Below are 19,937 nucleotides of genomic sequence, written 5' to 3' on the forward strand. Positions count from 1 at the left end.
TTCAGGTCAGGTGGGAGGCAAGGCGTACTTCGCCACGTGGGGTGTTCAGCAGCGCTGTAAGTTGCGCGGGGCCGGTTTGAATCTGTAGTTGCTGCAAACCGATGGCATCACACGCCGCTTGCAACCGTGGCGCCTCGGGGTGCTGCAGCTTGACGCCTTGCAGCGTCACACCGCTGGCCGGCATGTGCGCAGCCGGGTGCACACTGCCCCATTGAATGAGTGTGGGCAGGCAGCCGTCGAACAAACGCTGGCCGTCGTCGCGCACCGTGATCTGCCATTCGAGCAGGCCGCGCGGGGTAGGGCGTGATGCCGCGATAGCGGGGCCACGGTCTATGCCCAACGCCTGCCACTGGCTCAGTGCATCAGCCAGGTTCGGCACGTTGGCCACCCAGTGGATGAGCTGCGGGCCGTGCTGCGCCACACGCTCGCGCAATGCCACGGAATCCAAGTCAAACCAGCGTTTCAGGGGCGCCGCACGTGCGGGTACAGCTTCTGTATCGATCGCAATGATCTCGGCGTAGGCGCGTGGAAATTGCGCTGTGGCCAGGCTGAACAAGCGGTTGTGTGTGCCCATCAGCGGGTGGGTCCCACCGGGGCCGGGCGTGATGCCCAGCGTCGCTTCGCACCAAGCCACACCTTCGGTCAGGCTGGTGGCAAAAATGACCAGGTGGTCGGCTTTGGCCGGAGGTTTGGCCAAAGGCTTCGTCATAACGTGACCTGGCCCTGGATGCAGGTGACGACTTCGCCGCCCACCCACACCTGGTCTTCCGCATCGCGTAGCAGGCTCACATGGCCGGCGCGCTCCAGGCAGGTGCCCTGGATGGCTTCGTAGTGGTCGGGCGCCAGGCCTTCGGCCATGAGCCATTGCGCCAGCGATGCGTTGAAGCTGCCCGTGACCGGGTCTTCGGTGATGCCGGAGGCGGGCGCAAACGCGCGCACTTCCATTTGCCGCAGTTGGGGCGTGGTGGGCGCAGCAGTGGTTGAGCCAAAGGCGCGGGCTTCGCGGTTGGAGCGGCCGATGAGCGCGCTGCTGTTCGACACCTCAGGGTAGAACGCCGCCACCCCCACATCGGCATTGAGTTGCTTCAGTGCAAAGAAGTCGGGTTGCAACTGCAGTACGGTGCTGGGGTCGTCGACCAAGATGCCCAGCCACGGCGCGCCGTTGTCGAGCATTTGTGCGGCCACCACTTGGGCCGACTTCAAACCCAGCGCGGCGGCCACCTGGGCCAGGTGCATGGGGCCAGGGTTGCGGCGCTGCATGGCGGGTGCGGCGAAGGCCAGCTTGCCATCCACAGGCTGAATGGCCACCAGGCCTGCCGCGCATTCCTGGATGATGCGCTTGGGGTTGCGCGGCTTGGCGCCGGTTTGCAGCCAAGCGTGGCAGGTGCCCAGCGTGGGGTGGCCGGCAAAACGCATCTCTCCACCGGGTGTGAAGATGCGCACGCGGTAGTCGGCACCTTTGGCTGCCGCCTCGGGCGTGGGCGGCAGCAAGAAGGTGGTTTCCGACAGGTTGGTCCAGTGGGCGAAGCGCAGCATTTGCGCCTCGGTCAAGCCCTCGCCATCCAATACCACCGCCAGCGGGTTGCCGTAGTAGGCCTGGCCGGTGAAAACGTCGACCTGGGTGAAGGGTCGGCTGCGGGCGAGAGGCGAGCGCTCTGGGGTTTGCATGATCAGCTTCTAAAAAACGAAAGACTCAAAAACGAAAATCGGGATTAGGTACAGGTGAACGTCAGCACACCTTTGGCGGCCTGGCGGGCATAAAGCGCTGTGTACCAGCGCTCGAGGTTCGGGCGTGGCGGCTGCTCAATCGGCAATTGGCGCCAGCGGTGGATTTCGCAGCCCACCGGAATGTCGGCCATGGTGAACTCGGCGCCCCCCAGGTAGTTGTGCTGCGCCAGGTGGTGATCCAGCAGGTCGAGAAGGGGCTCCACCGCTTGGATCGATTGCTCGATCAGTGCGGGCTGGCGCTGCTCCACGGGCACACGCACCAGTTGCATGAACGCCGGACGTACCGCGGGGTTGAACGTGGTCTGTTGCCAGTCCATCCACTGCTCGGCGGCGAAACGCGCGCCCAGTGGTTCAGGGCAGAGTGTGCCCGGCGCATAACGTGCGCTGAGGTAACGCACGATGACGTTCGACTCCCACAGCCGCACATCGCCGTCTTCCAGCAACGGCACCAGACCGTTGGGGTTGCGCTCCAGAAAATGCGGCTCACGCACGATGCCATGCTGGCCACCGGCATCGGTGCGCTGCAGGGTCAGGCCAAGTTCTTGGGCTGCCCAAACGACCTTGCGAACGTTGATGGAATTCAGCCTCCCCCACAGGTGCAGCATGGGTCAGGTCTCCAGAGCGGGTTCGGGCTTGGCAGAGCGTGCGGCCAGGTGCGCACGGATGGCGTCGCCCAGGGCTTTGATGCCGATGTTGATTTGCTCGACGCTGGCCGTCACGAACGACAGGCGCATGGTGCGGTTGTCGGCGTTGTCGGCATAGAACGCTGCGCCGGGCACAAACGCCACGCCACGCTCCACGGCTTCGGGCAGCAGCTTCACGGTGTCCACACCTTCAGGCAGGCGTACCCACAGGAACATGCCGCCGGTGGGCGTGTTCCATTCGGTGCCGGTGGGCATGTCGCGTTTCATCGCGTCCTGCATGGCTTCGCACTGGCGCTTGTACAGCGCGCGGATGGTGGGGATGTGTTCGTCGAGGAAGTTGTTCTTGCTGACCTCGGCCACCATGCGCTGCGTGAAGCTCGGGCTGTGCAGGTCGGCGGCTTGTTTGGCTTGCAGGATCTTCGGCATGATGGCCGCTGGTGCCACGATGTAGCCCAGGCGCAGGCCAGGGGCCAGCACTTTGGAGAACGAGCCCAGGTAGATGCAGCCTTCAGGGTTACGCGCGGTCAGCGGAGCCGCTGGCGCCTGGTCGAACCACAGGTCGCCATAGGGGTTGTCTTCGACCAGTGGCACGCCCAGTTTGGCTGCGGCGGCGGACAGTGCGGCGCGGCGCGCTTCGCTCATGGTGCGGCCGGTGGGGTTCTGAAAGTTGGGCAACACGTAGAAGAAGCGTGCGCCTTCGGCCTTGCGGGTGAAGTCCTCGATGTCTACGCCTTCTTCGTCGCAGGCCACGCCCACCACTTTGGGCTCCATGGGGGCGAAGGCTTGCAGGGCGCCCAGATAGGTTGGGGTCTCGACCAGCACCTTGCTGCCTTCGTCGATCAACACCTTGGCTACCAAATCGAGGCCTTGTTGCGAGCCGGTGGTGATGAGCACCTGCGAAGGCGACACATCCCACGGCAGGCGCGACGCAACCAATTCGCGCAGCGGGCCAAAACCTTCGCTGGCAGCGTATTGCAGTGCGGCTTGCGCATCTTCACGCAGCACTTTGTCGCAGGCTTCACGGAAGGCTTCGACGGGGAAAGTTTTGGGCGAGGGCAGGCCACCGGCAAAGCTGATGATGCCGGGCTTTTCAGTGACCTTGAGGATTTCGCGCAGGACCGAAGGGTTCATTTTTTCGGCACGTGCCGACAGGGTCCAGTGGTTGGGTTTGTTGGGGTTCGACATGTTTTCTCCGAAAGACGTGGGCACAGTATCGTGCTTGTTCAAAAAAATGGCTTTCAGTCAGGTATGCAGCAATGGGTACAAAGACAGTACCAGCGCCAAAGCCGCGACCGCATTGAAGATGCGCAGAAAGCGCGGCTCCTGCAAAAAGCGCCGCATGGCGCTGCCAAACACCGCCCAGCTGCCTGAACTGGGCAGGTTGATGACGCCCAGCACCAGGCACATCAGCACCAGTTGCCACACCGAATGGTCAACCGGCAAAAACGTGGTGATGGCACCCAGGCCCATGACCCAGGCCTTGGGGTTGACCCACTGAAACGCGGCGGCTGCAAAGAAGCCCATGGGGCGGCCTGCCTCGGTTTTGCTGTCCATCGGCCCAGAGTTCAGAATCTTCCACGCTAGGTACAGCATGTAGGCGCCACCGGCATAGCGCAGCACGGTGTAGAGCGCGGGCACGCGTTCGAACACCTGGCCCAGGCCCAAGCCGAGCAGCAGCACCATCAGGCAAAAGCCAATGGTGATGCCCAGCATGTGCGGAATCGACCGTACCCAGCCGAAGTTCACGCCCGAGGCCAGCAGCATGGTGTTGTTGGGGCCGGGTGTGGCCGAGCTCACAAAGGCGAATAGCGCGAAGGCGATCCATGTGTCGAAGCTCATGCGGCTTTCTCCATGCGGTGAACGGGGGACGGGGCGGGGGGGTGGCTCAGGCGCTTGCCGGCAAAGACGGTGGCCACCACGGCGAGTGCAAAGCCCACGGTGACCATGTCGAGCGATTCGCCCAGCAACGGCACGGCGGCCAGGATGGAGAAAAACGGTTGCAGCAACTGCGTTTGGCTCACGCGCAGCGCGCCGCCCATGGCCAGGCCGCGGTACCAGGCGAAAAAGCCAATCCACATCGAGAACAGGCCCACGTACAACAAGCCGCCCCAGGCGCTGGCTTGCACCGGCTGTGTGGGCCAGTTGAGCCACGTACCGGGCAGTGTGATGGGCAGCGCCATGACACACACCCAGCAAATCACACGCTCGGCGCCGAGCGCAGGCGTGACCTGCGCGCCAAACACATAACCCACGGAGGCCGCAATCACCGCGCCCACCAGCAGCAAGTCGGCCCAGGCCAAGCCGAAGGGGCTGGCCGCGTCATGCCCGCGCAGCAGCGAGAACACCAGCACCAAGGCACTGCCCGCAATGGCACACAACCAAAAGCCCAGCCGAGCGCGCTGGTGCAGCACCAGGGCGGCAACGGCCGCCGTGGCCAAGGGCAGCAGCGCGGTGATCACTGCTGCATGGCTGGCGTTGACGCTGCGCAGCGCAAAACCCAGCAGCAGCGGAAAGCCAATGGCGTTGCCCAGCATCGCCATGCCCAGCGATTTGGCCTGGCTGGCATTGGGGCGCGGCGAGCGGGTGACGAGCAGGAAGATGGCCGACAACGTGCCCGCCAACGCGGCACGTGCAAAGGTGACGAACCAGGGCGAGAGTTGTGGCGCCTCGGTGGTGCCTGTGGCCAGCCGCGTCATCGGCAGGGTGATGGCGAACATGAACACGCCCAACACGCCGAGCCACATGCCCAGGGTTTCGGGTTTCATGGGCAGTTTGGAAGTGGTGGGCGAAGACATGAGGACTTAGGAATGGCTTGCATTGGTCGGGGATGTAGTCTATGCTTTTGAGCAATACACAACCAATACAGTTGACCGTATCACGCGAAGATCTGTACCAGCAGATTGATCAATACAGTTCAGCGCCGTACAGGCCATCCCTGTATGGGGCTGCAGAGGAGCCCGTTCCATGCTGATGAAAACCGACGCCCATTCGCTCACCGAGCAACTGGCCGCGCACTTTGCCGAGCGCATCCGCAACCACCTGCTGGTGGCGGGGTCGCGCCTGCCGTCGGTGCGCCAGTGTGCGGCACAGCACCAGGTGAGCCCGTCGACCGTGGTGGCGGCCTACGACCGGCTGTTGGCCGAGGGCTTGGTGGAAGCGCGCAAGAACCGTGGCTTCTTCATACGGGAAACGCCCTCTGCGCTGATGGCATCTGCGCGAGCAGCTACGAATTCTGAAGCGCTTGCATCTTTGCCCCGGCGCCAGAAACCTGTGAATGCGGCTGCCTTGATGCGTGGCATGTTTCACGGCCAGAACGACCGCTTGCAGCCCGGCATGGGTGTGTTTCCCCCCGAGTGGCTGGCCAACGACTTTGTGGCTGGCGCGCTGCGCCGGGCCGCGGCGCAATATGCTGACCAGTCGTTCCAGTACGGCGACCCGGCGGGCAGCCCCGAGTTGCGCCGTGCCTTGTCGAAAAAGCTTGCGGGCATCCATCTGGATGTGGGGCCTGAGCAGTTCATCACCACCGTGGGCGCCACCCACGGGCTGGACATCGTCAGCCGCACCCTGCTGCGTGCGGGCGACTACGTGATGGTGGAAGAACCGGGGTGGAGCGTGGAGTTCGCGCGCTTGGCCGCCCTGGGCGCGCGCATTCTGCCGGTGCCGCGTGGCGCCGACGGCCCGGATCTGGCGGTGATGGAGCGTTATTGCCAAGCGCACCAGCCAAAGCTTTTTGTCAGCGTGAGTGTGCTGCACAACCCCACCGGCCACAGCATCTCGCCGGGCAGTGCGCACCGTGTGTTGACGCTGGCCAACGCACACAACTTCTACATCGCCGAAGACGATACCTACAGCCACCTGGCGCCCGAACACGCCACGCGCCTGTGTGTGCTCGACGGCTTGCAGCGCACCATCTACGTCAGCGGCTTCGCCAAGATTTTGGCGCCCGGCTGGCGCGTGGGCTACATCGCCGCGCCGCAGGAACTGGTGGAGCCGCTGATGGAAACCAAGCTGCTGGCCACGCTGTCCACACCGTCACTGCTGGAACACGCGCTGGCCTGGTGTATCGACCAAGGCCAACTGCGCCGCCATGCCGAGCGTGTGCGTGCCAAGCTCGACCAGGCACGCGCGCGCAGCGTCAAGCTGGCGTTGGCCTCGGGTTGCACCTTGGCTTCTGAACCCGCTGGTTTGTTTGGTTGGCTGGACACCGGCGTGGACACCGACGCCCTGCTGCAGCGCCTGCTGGACCAGGGCTACATGATCGCGCCTGGCGCTTTGTTCCACGCCGAGCGCAAACCCAGCACGCTGATGCGCATCAACTTTGCAGCCACACAAGAACCGGCCTTCTGGCAGGCGTTTGTGCTGGCGCGGGATGCGATGCGGGCGGGCTGAGCGCGGAGGCTTTTACTTCACCACCGGCTGCACCTTGAGTGTCACCAGCGTGCGCAGCAGCGCGCGGTTGGCCTCGTCCATGGGCATGTTGTGTTTGGCGCAGGTGGCGCGGATGGTGGCCGTGTCGTCGCGGCTTTGTGAGCAGGCGATGTCGAGCGCCGCAGCGTACGGGCCGGTGTGGGTGATGTTGGCGTCGTAGATGCGGTCCGACACCGGAATGCGGCGCAGCAGCGTGGGCAGTGGTTCGTCCATCAGCAGGTTGAGCTGCGAGAACAGGCCGCAGAGGTAGATGTCGCGGCGCAAGCCTTCTTCCACACCCGCGTCGAGCAAGTGTTCCATTAACCGCGCGCGCAGCACCATGGCGACCTTGACGGGGTGCATGTTGATGTCGTTCGAGGCCTTGGGTAACTGGCCCGCCAGCCATTTGGCCAGTGAGCTGTAGCCCATCATCATCAGTCCATGGCGCAGCGACGAGATGCCGGTGCGCAGGCCGATGCCGGCCGAATTGACGTGCGCCAGAAAGCGGTAGGCCAGCACGGGTTCTTCACCCATGATGGACTCAATCTGCTCCATCGACTGGTCGGCCTCCAGCCCCTTGATGATGCGCAGCATGGTGCGGTGCTCAGGGGCGATGGCCTGGTGGCGGTGGGCGTGCAGCACGTCTTCGTCGGGCCAGTTCAGCAGCGCAAAAGCGTCGCGCTGGTCCAGTGCGTGCTCCATCAGCGGCCGGCTGTGGATATCTTCGTAAATGTAGCCAGCAGTGATGGGGCTGCCAGTGGTGCGAACGGTTTGGCCAGTGCTGCCAGCTGCGCGGTTGGCACGCAAGGCTGCAGCGGCCTGCAGGGCGGAGAGTGCCGCCTGCGGCGACAGCGTGTGCATTTGCCGCGTGAAGCAGGGGGCGAGTGATGCGTCCGGTTGGCTGTCAAAAGCGCCGCGCCACACCATGCGCAAGCCGCGTGCGTGCGCAGCGCGCACACGTTGCACCATGGCGGCATCGTTTTCCAGCCAGCGTTGGGGCACCTCGATCCACAGCGTGGCGGTGTTGGAAGGCGCGTGCTCCAACGCGTCGATCAGCAGCTCCACCGATTGCAGCGACAGCAGCAGCGGCGGTGTGGTCAGCGTGCCAAGCTCAGTCAGCGTGTGCAGCAGATGCGGGGCATCGACCGGCGCGTTCGGTACCGCCTCGATCAGGAGCAGGATGCCAGCGAGTTCGCGGTCACGGCCCCAAAGTGGCCGGTAACCCAGGGTGATGCTGCCGAGGACGGAAGGAGACATTTAGCGGCTAGTGCTTTCAGTTGATGAAATTGAACAAGGACAACTTCTGGATCTGCGCGTACGACTGCAATGCAGCCGAGTAAGCGGTCTGTTGTGTGGCCAGGTCGGACAGGCCCTGCACCATGTCGATGTCTTCGGCGCGCGAGCGGTCGGATTCGAGCTGCACCGAGCGGGTTTGCTGCAGCGAATCGATGCGGTCCACACGGTTGAGCAGGTCACCGGCGTAGCCGCGCGAAGATTGGATGCGCGCCATGCCAGCGTCGATCTGCGTCAGCGCCTGGGTGATGCCGTGCGTCAGGTTGCCGGTGAGTGTGTTGGAGGTGGCGTTGGTGCCGCTGTTGGCGCCCGCATTGCGGATGTCGGCGATGGCCTTGTCGAGCACACTGAACACATCGGTCTTGGTGCTGTTGCCAATGGTGAAGTTGTCACCGTTGGCGGGTGCGCCGCTGGGGGTGATGATCATGCCGTCGAACTTGATCGGCGTGCCCGAGGTGTAGGCAATGTTCGTCAATGGCGTCCCCACAGGATATTCAGCGGGCAGGCCGGTGGTGGTGTTCATGACGGAGTAGGTCGTGGCCTTGGTGGTCGGGTCCACCGTGAATGTAAGACTGTAGTCGTTGCCGGTCAATGCAGATGGGGTTTCCACCTGTCCCAGGTCGACCCAGGCGGCGCCCGTGTTGGTGCTGGCGTAGTTGATGGCGAATACGCCGTTGCCAGTGGGCACGCTCATCCAGGCGGCCTGGCCGTCCAGCGTGGGCGACACGGACACTTCACCGCTGGGCTTTTGGCCTGGTGTGGCCAGGTATTGCGTGCCGGTGGTGGCGTCGACAAAAGGCGTGGCCGTGCTGTTGAGGCCGCTGAACAGTGGCAGGCCACTGCCGTCGGTCTTGTTGGAATAGCTGAACAGTTGGTCACGCAACGACTGCAGCTCTTGCAGCAGGGCGCTGCGTTCGGTGGCGCTGTAGGTGCCGTTGCCGGCCGCGACCACTTTTTCGCGGAAGGTTTGCAGCACGTCGTTGGCGTTGCCCAGTGTGGATTCGGCCATTTCCATCGAGTTGCGTTGCGCCGACAGGGCGCGTTGCTCGGTCTCGACACGCGCCATGCGCATCTGGGCACGCTCGGCTTGGGCGGCAGCGGTGGGATCGTCGCTCGGGCGGACCACGCGCTTGCCGGCCGTGATGTGCTCTTGCAGGGTGGACAGATTGCTCAGCCGGGTCTGCAGATTGCGGATGGCGGAGTCGTAGGTGTTGTAAGAGCTGACGCGGGAGTAGGACATGGAGGGCTCCGGTAAATACAGGTCGAAAAGAAGCTCAGCTCACGCTTTGCAGCATCGAGTCGAAGATCGTCTGCGCCACCTGGATCATCTTGGACGACGCCTGGTAAGCCTGCTGGTACTGGATCAGCTTGGCGGCCTCTTCATCGAGGTTGACGCCGCTGACCGATGCCTTGTCGGATGCCGCATTGGCCGCAATCGCCTGCGACACCGTGGCCGCGTATTGCGCGCTCTGGGTGCGCACGCCCACCTCGGCGATCAGACTGGCATAGCCGTCGGTCATGCTCGCGCCGTCGAATGTGGCCAGGTCGCGCAGGTCCATCAGCTTGTCGGCGTTGCCAGCGTTGAGCGTGTAGTAGCCCGTGCCGCCATTGGCTGGCGTGGCGTCCTGCACCTTGATGACGTCGCCGGTGGCGGGGGTGCCTTGCAGCTTCAGCGCCCAGCCATCGATGTTCAGGGTGCTGCCCGAGGTGTAGTTGTAGGTACCGGGAGGCGGGTTGGTGGAGCCCGCCAGGGTGTAGGTGGCTGGCGTTGTGCTGGCATCGAAGGTTAGCGTTACACCGCCCGCACCGGGCAGCACAAAGCCGGTCGCGGTGGCTTCCAGCGAGGCGACAGCCACGGTGCCGGTATTGGCCGCGCCGATCACCGGCTCGATGATGCTGGCCGCCGCCAGGTCGCGCGGGTTGCTGATGGCCACGCCCATCTGTGCCGCCACGTTGGACAGTGGTTGCATGACAAAGCGGTCACCTGCCGCCGCGGTGGCGCTGGGGGTGAAGGTCAGGCCGTCCACTGTGACCGGGACGGACGTAAAGGTGACCGCCGCCGAGCCGTCGTCCGGAATACGCTTGAGCGTGCCGGCAGTGGCGCTGGTCATGTTGATTTCGTAATTGGTCGCCTTGAGCTGCGTGCCGTCGGCCACGGTGATGCTCATCGACGCCGTACCCGAATCCGACAATACAGGATCGATGGTGATGGGGGTGAACAGGTTGCCGCCTTGCGTGCCGTTCATCGTCAGGCCCAGCTTGTGCTGGTCGTTGACTTCGGTGGCGATGGCCAGCGCCATGCGGCCCAGCAGGTTGCGGCCCTTCACCAGGTCGTCGTTCTGGAACTTCAGCAAGCCGGTCATGGAGCCGCCGCCAATTTGCGCCGCGTCGATCTGTGTGATCACGGTGTCGCGTTGCACCGCGAGCTGGGTGTTGTTGTCGGTCAGGATCACCGGCACCGACCGGTTGCTCTGCACCACGGCTTGGCTACCGACGAAGACACTCACCGTGCCGTCATCGGCCGCAACGGTGGAAGTCTGCACCAGCGAGTTCAGGTTCTTGATCAGTTCGTCGCGTTGGTCCAACAGGTCGTTCGGGGCCTGGCCGGTGCCATTGACGCGGGCGATCTGCTCGTTCAGCGTGGCGATGCGTGTCGTCAGGCTGTTGATTGACAGCACCTGTTCCTTGAGCTGCGCCGTCACGCTGTCCTGGATGTCGTTGATCTGCTGCGAGGTGGTGCGAAAGCGCGCGGCCAGTTCATCCGCGCTGGTCAAGGCCACGTTGCGTGCCGTGAGATCGGTGGGGGCGCTGACGATGTCCGAGAACGAATTCAGAAAGTCGCTCACCGCAGCGCCCAGGCCAGAGGTGCCGGTGGTGAAGATGTCTTGCAGGCCGGTGAGCTTGTCGGCGCGCGCGGTGTCGGCCGATTGGATGGATTCGGTCAGCGCGGCCTGCTTGGTCAAGAACTGGTTGTAGGTGCGCTGCACCGTGAGGATGTCCACACCCTTGCCAATGTAGCCACCGCTGGTGAACTGGCCCGCCACCTGCTCCAGCACTACCGATTGGCGTGAATAGCCGGCGGTGTTGACGTTGGCAATGTTGTGGCCCGTGGTGGTCAGGGCGGCCTGGTTGGCCTGGAGTGCGCGTGCGCCGATGTTGAGTAAGCTGCTCACTTTGGATCCTCTTTCGTTTTTTTAGACGTAGGCGCGGCGCAGTTGCTCGGTACGGTCGATGGCGCGACTGAGCTTGCTGGCGTATTGCGGGTCGGTGGCGTAGCCAGCGCGTTTGAGTTCGGTGGCGTAGGCCAGGGCCGAGGTTTGGTCGCGTGCGTCGGCGTAGCGCGGGTTTTCGTTGATCAGCCGGGCGTAGTCCTTGAACGACTCTTCGTACGAGTCGTAGGCGCGGAACTTGGCCTGTACCTTGCGCGGTTCGCCGTTGATGTATTCGGTGGTCGTCACCGTGGCGACCTTGCCGGTCCAGCCCGCACCGGCCTTGATGCCGAACAGGTTGAACGAACTGCTGCCGTCGCTGTTGCGGATCTCGCTCTTGCCCCAACCGGTTTCGTGGCCAGCCTGGCCGAGCATGAAGCTGGCCGGAATGCCACTGGCCTGTTCCACGCGCGAGGCCACTTCGTTGTGCTTTTGTACGAAGCTGGTTTGGGTGGCCGTGGGGGCCGTCTTGAACGGGGTGGCAGGTGGCGCCAGGTTGATCTTGCCGCCGGCACCGCCGACGGTGCTGCCGTCGGGACGCACGATCTGGCGTGAGAGCTGACGCTCAATGGCTTCAGACAGGCCGCCGGGCTGGCCCGACATGGCCACCGACAACTGCTGGTCCAGCAGGTCGTTACCCAGATCGCCGGCGGAGCTGTCGAGCAGGCCGGACTTCATCGTCGCGTCGCGCATGCTCTTGATCAGCTCGCGCATGAACAACGACTCCAGTTGTTTGGCCGATTCCTTGATCGCGCCCTGTGAGTCTGTGCCCGCCTGCAGCTTCAGGGCATTCAGCGAGTTGACGTCGGCCGCCAGGCCGTTGGTGACGTTGTTGGTGGACAGTGCCATGTCAGATGACCTCCAGGTCTGCGTTCAGGGCACCCGCAGCCTTGATGGCCTGCAGGATGGCGAGCAAGTCTTGCGGCGTGGCGCCGAGCGTGTTGAGGGCGCGCACTACGTCGCCCAGTTGCGGCGAGCCCGGTACCTGGATCACCTTGCCTTGGCCGGTTTTAATGTCCACGCTGCTTTGCTGCGACACCACCGTGGCGCCTTGCGAGAACGCGCCGGGTTGGCTGATCACTGGCGTGGTGCTGATGCTGATGGACAGGTTGCCGTGGGCAATCGCGCACGGGCCCAGCGTGACGGCCTGGTTCAACACAATCGAGCCGGTGCGTGAATTGATGACCACCTTGGCGGCGGGAATGCTGGCCTCAAGCGGAATTTCTTCCACGTCGGCCAGGAAGCTCACGCGTGCGTTGGCGTTGATGGGCGCGCGCACCTGCACTGTGCGGCCGTCCACCGCATTGGCCAGGCCGGGGCCCATGCGTGCGTTGATGGCCGCAGCCACGCGGCGTGCGGTCTGGAAGTCGTTCGAATTCAGGTCGAGGTTGACGAAGTCCCCGGTTTGCAGTGGCGAAGGCACCGTGCGTTCAACCTGAGCACCGCTGGGAATACGACCGGCGTTCAAGTGGTTCACTTGCACCTTGCTGCCGCCGGCCGACGCGCCTGCGCCACCGACCATCAGATTACCCTGGGCCAGCGCATACACCTCACCGTCGGCGCCGCGCATGGGCGTGGCAATCAGCAAACCGCCTCGCAGCGACTTGGCGTTACCCATGGAGGACACCACCACGTCGATCTGTTGGCCGGGTTGTGCAAAAGCGGGCAGCTCCGCCGTGACCACGACGGCGGCCACGTTTTTCAGCTGCAAAGAGGAGGCCACCGCAGCGGGCAACACAATGCCCATCTGCTGCAGGTAGTTGGCCAAGCTTTGCGTGGTGTAGGGCATCTGCGTGGTCTGGTCGCCGGTGCCGTCCAGACCCACGACCAAGCCGTAGCCGGTCAACTGGTTGGAGCGTACGCCTTGCACACCAGCTACTTCCTTGATGCGAAGCGCCTGGGCCGGTGTGGCCACCAGCCCGAGGGCAAGGGCCAGACCTGTGGTCCAGGTGGTGAGGGTTTTAAGAGGGAGTGAGCGCAGGGAAAACATGGCAGGCCATCCTGGGTTGAGGCTGGTGAAAAAAAGATTCTGCGGCTTTTAGAACGGATTGATGTTCATAAAAAACCGTGAAAACCAGCCCATTGCTTGGACTTCGCCTTGGGCGCCGCGTCCCTTGGATTCGATGCGGACGTTGGCCACTGCGGTGGAGCTGACGATGCTGTTCGGCAGAATGGCGCGCGGATCCACCGTGCCGGTGAAGCGCAGCACATCGACGTTCTCGTTCACGCCGATCTGTTTCTCGCCGCTGACCACCAGGTGGCCGTTCGGCAAGACTTGCACCACGGTGGTGGTGATGGCCCCCGTGAAGGTGTTGGCGCTTTCCGTGCCGCCTTTACCCGAGTAAGTGGTGGCCGAGCTGGCGCCGAGGTTCAGCTTGTCCAGAATCGACGCGGTGGGCGACAGCAGCGGCAAGGCGGTGACGCCCAGCTTGTCGTCACCCGCACGGTCGATGGTCGACGTGGACGTTTGTTTGGCCGTCACGTTTTCCACGATCTGGATCGTCAGGCTGTCGCCCACCATGCGGGGGCGGCGGTCTTCAAAAAACGGACGGTAGCGGGCGGCCATGTAGATGCCACCCGTGGCGGGCAGTACCTGCGGCGCTTCCGCCGGGATTTGCAGGGGCACGGTGGGTTGCGCGAAGTCGACCTTGGGCGACTGGCGCAGGGTTTCGCAGCCGGTGCAGAAAATGCAGACCGCCACGAGCAGGGGCCACCACAGCCGTGAAGGGGAATCGAGTTTGGTGTTTGTGTTCATGGCAGTCTCGGTAAAACGCTGAAGATGGTGCTTAGAGCTGGGCGAGCTTCTGCAGCATCTGGTCCGAGGTCTGGACCGCTTTGGAGTTCATTTCGTAGGCGCGCTGGGTCTGGATCATGGTCACCAGTTCCTGCACCACGTTGACGTTGGAGGTTTCCAGGAAGCCCTGGCTCAGCGTGCCCATGCCGTTGGTGCCAGCCGTGCCATTTTGCGGCTGGCCGGATGCGGCGGTTTCGGTGAACAGGTTCTGGCCCTTGGGCTCCAAGCCGGCCGGGTTGATGAAGTTGGCCAGCGCAATGTTGCCCACAGGTTGCGGCGTTGCGTTGCCTGGCAACACCACGCTCACGGCACCCGCAGAACTGATGGTGATGCTTTGGGCGTTGGCCGGAATGGTGATGCCGTTGGCGATGGTCAGGCCGTTGGCCGTGACCACGCGGCCTTGCGAGTCGAGCTGGAAGCTGCCGTCGCGCGTGTAGCCGATGGTGCCGTCGGGCAAGTTCACTTGAAAAAAGCCGTTGCCTTGAATGGCGACATCCAGCGCGTTGGTGGTTTGCTGGATGCTGCCTTGCGTGTACGAGCGGCTGGTGGCGACGGTGCGCACACCCAGGCCCAGATGCAAGCCGGTGGGCAGTTGCGATTGTTCGGTGGTGTCAGAACCCACTTGGCGCAGGTTTTGGTAAATCAGATCTTCGAAGACGGCGTTGGCGCGCTTGTAGCCAGTGGTCGAGACGTTCGCCAAGTTGTGCGAGATCACGTCCAGCTGGGTTTGCTGGGCTTCCATCCCGGTCTTGGAGATCCACAGTGAGTTGATCATGTCGTTTCCTCAATAAGGTGCGTGGGCTAGGGGCAGCGGTAAGGCTGATCAGCCCTGGACGCTCAGCAACTGGCTGGCGGTCTTGTCATTCGTTTCGGCGTTTTGCAGCAAGCGCATCTGGGCTTCAAATTGGCGTGCGACCTGGATCATCCCGACCATGGTTTCGACGGCGTTGACGTTCGAGCCTTCAATTGCGCCGGGCTCCATGGTGGCGGTGGCGTCCTGCGGCAATGGGTCGCCGGTGGGTGTGCGGAACAAAGCGTCGTCGCTGCGCACCAGGCGGTTATCAACGTCGGGCGTGGCCAACTTCACGCGGCCCAGGCGCGTTGGGCGCTGGCCGTCGATGGTGGCGTTGATGCTGCCGTCGTAACCCATGTTGATCTCCGCGTTTTGCGGCACATCAATAGGGGCGCCGCCGTCGGAGAGAACCAGCAGGCCCTTGTTGGTGACCAACTGACCTTCGGGCGAGATTTCGAATGCGCCGTTGCGCGTGTAGGCTTCGGTGCCGTCCAGGCCTTGCACCGCAAACCAGGCGTTACCTTTGGCGGCCGCGTCCAGGTTGCGGTTGGTGCGCTGGATGGGGCCGGCCAGCTCGGAGTGGCCACGCGTCGTGTCGAGGGCGAAAACCCGCGTACTGGAGCCAGGACCATTCAGCGGCACCGAACGGAACGTGGACAACTCGGCGCGGAATCCATTGGTGGAAACGTTGGCCAGGTTGTTGGCCAACACTGCCTGCCGGGTGGAGGCGGTGCTGGCACCGGTCATCGAGGTGTAGATTAAATGGTCCATGGCGCGTGGCCTTCAGATAGTGGTAGTGAAAAGCGCCTTAGCGCATGTTGACCAGCGTGGACATCACCTGGTCTTGGGTCTTGATGGTCTGCGCGTTGGCCTGGTAGGCGCGTTGTGCGGTCATCATGTTGACCAGCTCGGCGGTGAGGTCGACGGTGGAGTCTTCCAGTGCGCCAGATTGCAGCGAACCGAAGTTACCGTTGCCGGGCGTGCCGGGCACGGGGGCGCCGGATTCAGACGTCGCCAGCCAGTAGCTGCCTTGCGGGTTCAAGCCCTGCACGTTGCGGAAGTTCACCAGTTGGATCGAGCCAGCCACTTGCGTCACGCCGTTGGAGAAGCGTGCCGTGATGTCGCCGTTTTTCGCGATGCTCAGGCCGGTCAATTGGCCGGGTGCACTGCCGGTCTGCGTGATGTCGGTCACGGCGAAGGACTTGGCATCTTGCGTCAAGCGGCTCAGGTCCAGAGGAATGGCGAACGCGGGTGTGGCACCGGTTGCCACTTGCACGCCAGCCAGCGTCATGGGCGACGGGGTCGATGACAGCAGCTTGCCTTGGGCATCGAACGTCACGCTACCGATCGGAGTGGTCATGTCACTGGTGGTGCCAACGCCGGTGGAGTAGTCAGCGTACACGTCCCAAGTGTTGGCGGCGGTCTTGGAGAAGTACACGCCCACGGGAATCGAGGCACCTTGCGTGTCGTACACGTCCAGTGAGGTGCCGTAGGTGGTGACGGCTGTCGGTGGCGTGGTGCTGGAGGCGATGGCCGTGCGTGTGTCCAGGTTCAGTTCCAGCGAGATGTTGTCGGTGATCTTGCCTTCCACGCCCTTGCCCGTGGGTAGCGACAGTGGCACGCCGGTCTGTACGGCGCCGGTCACGGGGTCGGTGATGTTGCCGATCAGCTTGGCGCCGTCGTTGGTGACGATGTTGCCGTTTTCATCGAGCTTGAAGTTACCGGCACGGCCATAACCCATGCTGCCATCGGTGAGCTGCAACTGGAAGAAGCCCGAGCCGTTGATGGCCACGTCCAGGTCGTTGCCCGTGACGCTAATGTTGCCTTGCGTGAACTGTTGCGAGATAGCATTCACCACCACGCCGATCCCGGTGGCGCTGCCGCCAGCGGCTTGGGTCAGCGAACTGGCGTAGAGCTCGGCGAACTCGGCGCGCGAGGCTTTCATGCCGGTCGTGTTGGCGTTGGCGATGTTGTGGCCAATGACGTCCAATCCCTTGCTGGCTGCGTTCAGCCCGGACAGGCCTTGTTGAAAACTCATAATGAACTCCTGTGTGAGATCGAGGTGGTGAAGGGGCTTGCGGAAGCGGTAGCCGGTGGGTTAAAGAATGGCCTTGATGGCGCTGTAGTCGACCGTGCCGCCCTTTTGCAGCGACACCTTGAGTGAGCCGTTTTCCGCGCCCACCGAGACCACCTTGTCCGACATGAGGGCGGTGGTGTTGACCGTCGAGGCGCCGTTGCTGGCCACAACCTTGAAGCTGAGGTCGCCGGTGCCGGTGTAGCTGGAGGCGTCCCAGGCAAACGAGTAGCGACCGGATTCCAGCGAGCCCATGGGCACGGTGCCGATCATGTTGCCGGTGGACGAGTACACCTGCACCGTGACGTTGGCCGCAGTGGCGTCCAGGTCGAATGCCCCAGCGGCTGTCTTGGCGGTGGTGTCTACGGCGAGCTTGTCGCCTTCGGTCATGACGGTGCGGCCCACCATGGTGCCGCCTTGCATGACCTGCAGCGAGGTGAACTGCTCCGACATGCTCTTCATGGTTTCGTTGAGCTGCTGGATGCCGGTGACCGTGTTGATCTGTGCGATCTGCGTGGTCATTTCGGCGTTGTCCATCGGATTCATCGGATCCTGGTTGTTCAACTGCGCGACCAGCAGCTTCAGGAAACGGTCTTGCTGGTCGCTGATCGTCGAGGTCGATGAACTGCTGGAGGAGCTTGTCTTGTCCAGCGAACTGGTGATGCCACTGACTGCCATGATTTGGTCCTTGGTAGTTGTCGTTTTTTATTGACCCATTTGCAGGGTTTTGAGCAACAGGGTCTTGGCCGTGTTCATGACTTCGACGTTGTTCTGATAAGAGCGCGAGGCGGAGATCATGTTGACCATCTCTTCCACCTGGTTCACGTTGGAATGGGTGACGTAGCCGTCGGCATCGGCGAGTGCGTTGTCGGGGTCGAGTACCTTGCGGCCAGGGGCGTTGTTCTCGGTGATTTCCTTGACGCGTACGCCGGCGGAACTTTCGGCTCCCATGAGCTCGGTTTGAAACACCACCTGGCGAGCCTTGTAGGCGTTGCCATCGGGGCCGGCCACGGCGTCGACGTTGGCCAGGTTACTGGCCACGACGTTGAGGCGTTGCGACTGTGCGCTGATGGCGCTTCCAGAAACGTTGAAAATAGAAAACATCGACATGAGGGGCTCCTTGGATGTTTGAAATGAGGTGCTTTATTGGCCTTGGATGGCGCTGAGCATGGTTTTGGCTTGGCCGTTGATGAAGCGCAGCGTGGCCTCGTAGCGCACGGCGTTGTCGACGAAGGCGGCGCGTTCGCGGTCCAGGTCGACGGTGTTGTTGTCCATGTTGGGCTGGCTTTGCGCGCTGTAGCCCAGTGCCACGGTGCTGGCGCCCGAAAGATCGGGGCTGGGAATCTGCATGTGGCGCTTGTCGGTCTGGCTGGCGCCAGCAATGGTGGAGCCCCCCATGGCAGCCGCCATGGCTTCGCCGAATTTGAAATCGCGCGCCACGTACCCGGGGGTATCGACGTTGGCGATGTTGCTGGAGATCGTGCGCTGGCGCTCTGCGCGTAGCAGCAGTGCCTTGGTTTGTATGTCCAGGCTTCCAACCAGTTTGTCCAGCATAGTGTTCCCCTTGAATGCGGTCGTATGTGCGGTCTTGCGTGCGGTAGTTGCACAGCAGCGGCGCCATAGGAGTGGTCCGCTGTTTCGATGGGGAAATTATGGGAATGCTGGGTTTGCGCGATGTGGTGAAGAGAGGGGTGATTGCGGCTTAGTTCGGTGCTTTGCTGCAGCGTCTTCTCCCTATAGTGCAGGGACCGTATGGCGAGCTACTGGTTCTGTGGCGAGTGTCCAGGCGGTGTTGCCAGGAGGTTATATGCACACATATTTGAAGGACACCCCATCGCTCTTGCGTCGTCTGCGTGGCATCGCGCGCGTGGTCAGCGGCCTGGCGTTGTCCGGCTTGGTGTTGGGCAGCATGGCCCAGCAGCCTCAAGAATTGGAAAACGGCTATACCGCGGCCACGCGACAGTGGGTTGACGATGCTCTGGCTCAGACCAGCGCCACCAACGCCATGCCTCTGCGCATGGAAGTCAGTGTGGGAGCATTGGACTCACGCTTGCGCCTGGCGCCCTGCGGCAAGGTTGAACCTTATTTACCCACGGGGGCAAAGCTTTGGGGCAAAAGCCGCATCGGTTTGCGTTGCGTGGACGGTGTGACGCGTTGGAACGTCTTTGTGCCGGTGACGGTCAAGGCGTTTGGTCCGGCATGGATCGTGCGTGGTCCGGTGGCGTCTGGTGCGGTATTGACGCAAGAAGATGCCATGCAGGGTGAAATTGACTGGGCCGAAGATGCGTCGCCGATCGTGGCCAATGCTGACCAGTGGGTTGGTGCAGTGGCAGCGCGGGCTTTGGCGCCCGGGCAAGCGGTGCGTTTTCACATGGTGAAGCAGCCGCAAGTGTTCCAGGCTGGTGCACAAGTGCGTGTGGTGGCCGAAGGAAATGGCTTCCAGGTGGCATCTGACGGCCAGGCCATGCAGGCTGGGGTGATTGGTCAGACGGCGCGTGTACGCATGGAAAATGGCCGGGTGATGTCGGGCGTGGTGCTGGATGCACGTACGATTAAATTAGAAATGTAGACAGGTTGCGTATACGCAGTGAAAATGTCTAAAGTAACCGATCAGTTGGTCGATACCATTACTGCAAGGTCCCAAACATGGGAACTACGGAGCGTGTGATGAAGATTGGACAAACCCCTGAATTACCAGCCGCGGCTGGCGTGCCTGACACCAAAAAGGTTGTACAGGAGAAAGAAGCAACGCCGTCGGGTGTCGCGCGCGAAGGGGTGCGCGCGAGTACAAACGGTGCATCTGTATCGGTATCAACCATGGTTCGGTCACTGGAGCAGTCCAGCAAAGGCGTGAGCGCCGATTTTGACGAAAAGAAAGTGGCCGAGTTGCGTGCAGCCATTGCCAACGGCACTTTCAAGGTTGATGCAGAAGCCATCGCCGACAAGTTGCTGGCCAACGCGAGCGAAATGCTCAGCGTCAACCGAAACTACTGAA

Annotated in this window: 21 protein-coding genes; 3 read left to right on the forward strand and 18 right to left on the reverse strand. The window is 62.9% G+C overall.

Annotated features, from left to right (window positions below; all coding sequences use genetic code 11):
* Nucleotide 1: 1 nt before the first annotated feature.
* From ACPWMG_RS03375 to ACPWMG_RS03400, 6 genes are read right to left on the reverse strand one after another with little or no spacing between them, the layout of a single operon-like run.
* Complete coding sequence (locus ACPWMG_RS03375; protein WP_483303257.1) at nt 2-709, reverse strand: VOC family protein; 708 nt, start codon at nt 707-709, stop codon at nt 2-4.
* On the reverse strand, nt 706-1,668 hold the full coding sequence (locus ACPWMG_RS03380; RefSeq protein ID WP_483303258.1) for a PhzF family phenazine biosynthesis protein: 963 nt from the start codon (nt 1,666-1,668) through the stop codon (nt 706-708). Before ACPWMG_RS03380 ends, ACPWMG_RS03375 begins: the two co-directional genes overlap by 4 nt.
* A gap of 44 nt (nt 1,669-1,712) precedes the next feature.
* A complete protein-coding gene (locus ACPWMG_RS03385; RefSeq protein ID WP_483303259.1) occupies nt 1,713-2,333 on the reverse strand; it encodes a glutathione S-transferase family protein in 621 nt (206 codons plus the stop codon).
* A 3-nt stretch (nt 2,334-2,336) separates the two neighbouring features.
* A complete protein-coding gene (locus ACPWMG_RS03390) occupies nt 2,337-3,557 on the reverse strand; it encodes an aminotransferase-like domain-containing protein (RefSeq protein WP_483303260.1) in 1,221 nt (406 codons plus the stop codon).
* 57 nt (nt 3,558-3,614) lie between these two features.
* Nucleotides 3,615-4,211, reverse strand: a complete 597-nt coding sequence (locus tag ACPWMG_RS03395; protein ID WP_483303261.1) for a LysE family translocator — start codon at nt 4,209-4,211, stop codon at nt 3,615-3,617.
* The gene (locus tag ACPWMG_RS03400; RefSeq protein ID WP_483303262.1) at nt 4,208-5,167 is read right to left on the reverse strand and encodes a DMT family transporter; all 960 of its coding nucleotides are present in this window, start codon (nt 5,165-5,167) and stop codon (nt 4,208-4,210) included. The genes ACPWMG_RS03395 and ACPWMG_RS03400 overlap by 4 nt, the downstream gene beginning before the upstream one ends.
* A gap of 169 nt (nt 5,168-5,336) precedes the next feature.
* Here ACPWMG_RS03400 and ACPWMG_RS03405 point away from each other — a divergent pair, with 169 nt between their 5' ends.
* Complete coding sequence (locus ACPWMG_RS03405) at nt 5,337-6,761, forward strand: aminotransferase-like domain-containing protein (RefSeq protein WP_483303263.1); 1,425 nt, start codon at nt 5,337-5,339, stop codon at nt 6,759-6,761.
* A 12-nt stretch (nt 6,762-6,773) separates the two neighbouring features.
* On the opposite strand, the gene ACPWMG_RS03410 is transcribed toward ACPWMG_RS03405, so the two are convergent.
* From ACPWMG_RS03410 to flgB, 12 genes are read right to left on the reverse strand one after another with little or no spacing between them, the layout of a single operon-like run.
* A complete protein-coding gene (locus ACPWMG_RS03410; protein WP_483303264.1) occupies nt 6,774-8,036 on the reverse strand; it encodes an HDOD domain-containing protein in 1,263 nt (420 codons plus the stop codon).
* Nucleotides 8,037-8,052: 16 nt separating this feature from the next.
* Entirely contained in the window at nt 8,053-9,312 is a 1,260-nt protein-coding gene (flgL, locus tag ACPWMG_RS03415; protein ID WP_483303265.1) for a flagellar hook-associated protein FlgL, read from the reverse strand.
* A gap of 34 nt (nt 9,313-9,346) precedes the next feature.
* Entirely contained in the window at nt 9,347-11,245 is a 1,899-nt protein-coding gene (gene flgK, locus ACPWMG_RS03420; RefSeq protein ID WP_483303266.1) for a flagellar hook-associated protein FlgK, read from the reverse strand.
* Nucleotides 11,246-11,266: 21 nt separating this feature from the next.
* Nucleotides 11,267-12,130, reverse strand: coding sequence for a flagellar assembly peptidoglycan hydrolase FlgJ (flgJ, locus tag ACPWMG_RS03425; RefSeq protein ID WP_483303267.1), 864 nt, complete (start codon nt 12,128-12,130; stop codon nt 11,267-11,269).
* Nucleotide 12,131: 1 nt separating this feature from the next.
* Nucleotides 12,132-13,271 carry a flagellar basal body P-ring protein FlgI gene (locus ACPWMG_RS03430; RefSeq protein WP_483303268.1) on the reverse strand — a complete coding sequence of 380 codons (1,140 nt, stop codon included), beginning with the start codon at nt 13,269-13,271 and terminating at the stop codon, nt 12,132-12,134.
* A gap of 48 nt (nt 13,272-13,319) precedes the next feature.
* On the reverse strand, nt 13,320-14,036 hold the full coding sequence (locus tag ACPWMG_RS03435; RefSeq protein WP_483303269.1) for a flagellar basal body L-ring protein FlgH: 717 nt from the start codon (nt 14,034-14,036) through the stop codon (nt 13,320-13,322).
* A gap of 31 nt (nt 14,037-14,067) precedes the next feature.
* The gene (flgG, locus tag ACPWMG_RS03440) at nt 14,068-14,850 is read right to left on the reverse strand and encodes a flagellar basal-body rod protein FlgG (protein ID WP_483303270.1); all 783 of its coding nucleotides are present in this window, start codon (nt 14,848-14,850) and stop codon (nt 14,068-14,070) included.
* 48 nt (nt 14,851-14,898) lie between these two features.
* Nucleotides 14,899-15,639 carry a flagellar basal-body rod protein FlgF gene (flgF, locus tag ACPWMG_RS03445; protein WP_483303271.1) on the reverse strand — a complete coding sequence of 247 codons (741 nt, stop codon included), beginning with the start codon at nt 15,637-15,639 and terminating at the stop codon, nt 14,899-14,901.
* A gap of 37 nt (nt 15,640-15,676) precedes the next feature.
* Nucleotides 15,677-16,906, reverse strand: coding sequence for a flagellar hook protein FlgE (gene flgE, locus ACPWMG_RS03450; protein WP_483303272.1), 1,230 nt, complete (start codon nt 16,904-16,906; stop codon nt 15,677-15,679).
* A 60-nt stretch (nt 16,907-16,966) separates the two neighbouring features.
* The gene (locus ACPWMG_RS03455; RefSeq protein ID WP_483303273.1) at nt 16,967-17,620 is read right to left on the reverse strand and encodes a flagellar hook assembly protein FlgD; all 654 of its coding nucleotides are present in this window, start codon (nt 17,618-17,620) and stop codon (nt 16,967-16,969) included.
* A 27-nt stretch (nt 17,621-17,647) separates the two neighbouring features.
* Nucleotides 17,648-18,052, reverse strand: a complete 405-nt coding sequence (gene flgC / locus ACPWMG_RS03460) for a flagellar basal body rod protein FlgC (RefSeq protein ID WP_483303274.1) — start codon at nt 18,050-18,052, stop codon at nt 17,648-17,650.
* A 33-nt stretch (nt 18,053-18,085) separates the two neighbouring features.
* The gene (gene flgB, locus ACPWMG_RS03465; protein ID WP_483303275.1) at nt 18,086-18,496 is read right to left on the reverse strand and encodes a flagellar basal body rod protein FlgB; all 411 of its coding nucleotides are present in this window, start codon (nt 18,494-18,496) and stop codon (nt 18,086-18,088) included.
* A 253-nt stretch (nt 18,497-18,749) separates the two neighbouring features.
* Here flgB and flgA point away from each other — a divergent pair, with 253 nt between their 5' ends.
* Both flgA and flgM read left to right on the forward strand, forming a co-directional pair.
* Nucleotides 18,750-19,511 (forward strand): flagellar basal body P-ring formation chaperone FlgA, encoded by a 762-nt coding sequence (gene flgA, locus ACPWMG_RS03470; RefSeq protein WP_483303276.1) that lies wholly within the window; start codon nt 18,750-18,752, stop codon nt 19,509-19,511.
* A gap of 98 nt (nt 19,512-19,609) precedes the next feature.
* A complete protein-coding gene (flgM, locus tag ACPWMG_RS03475; protein ID WP_483303277.1) occupies nt 19,610-19,936 on the forward strand; it encodes a flagellar biosynthesis anti-sigma factor FlgM in 327 nt (108 codons plus the stop codon).
* The last annotated feature ends 1 nt before the right edge of the window (nt 19,937 follow it).

Origin of the sequence: Hydrophilobacter chitinilyticus (genome assembly GCF_049860745.1) — a bacterium.
Classification (GTDB): domain Bacteria; phylum Pseudomonadota; class Gammaproteobacteria; order Burkholderiales; family Burkholderiaceae_C; genus Rhodoferax_B.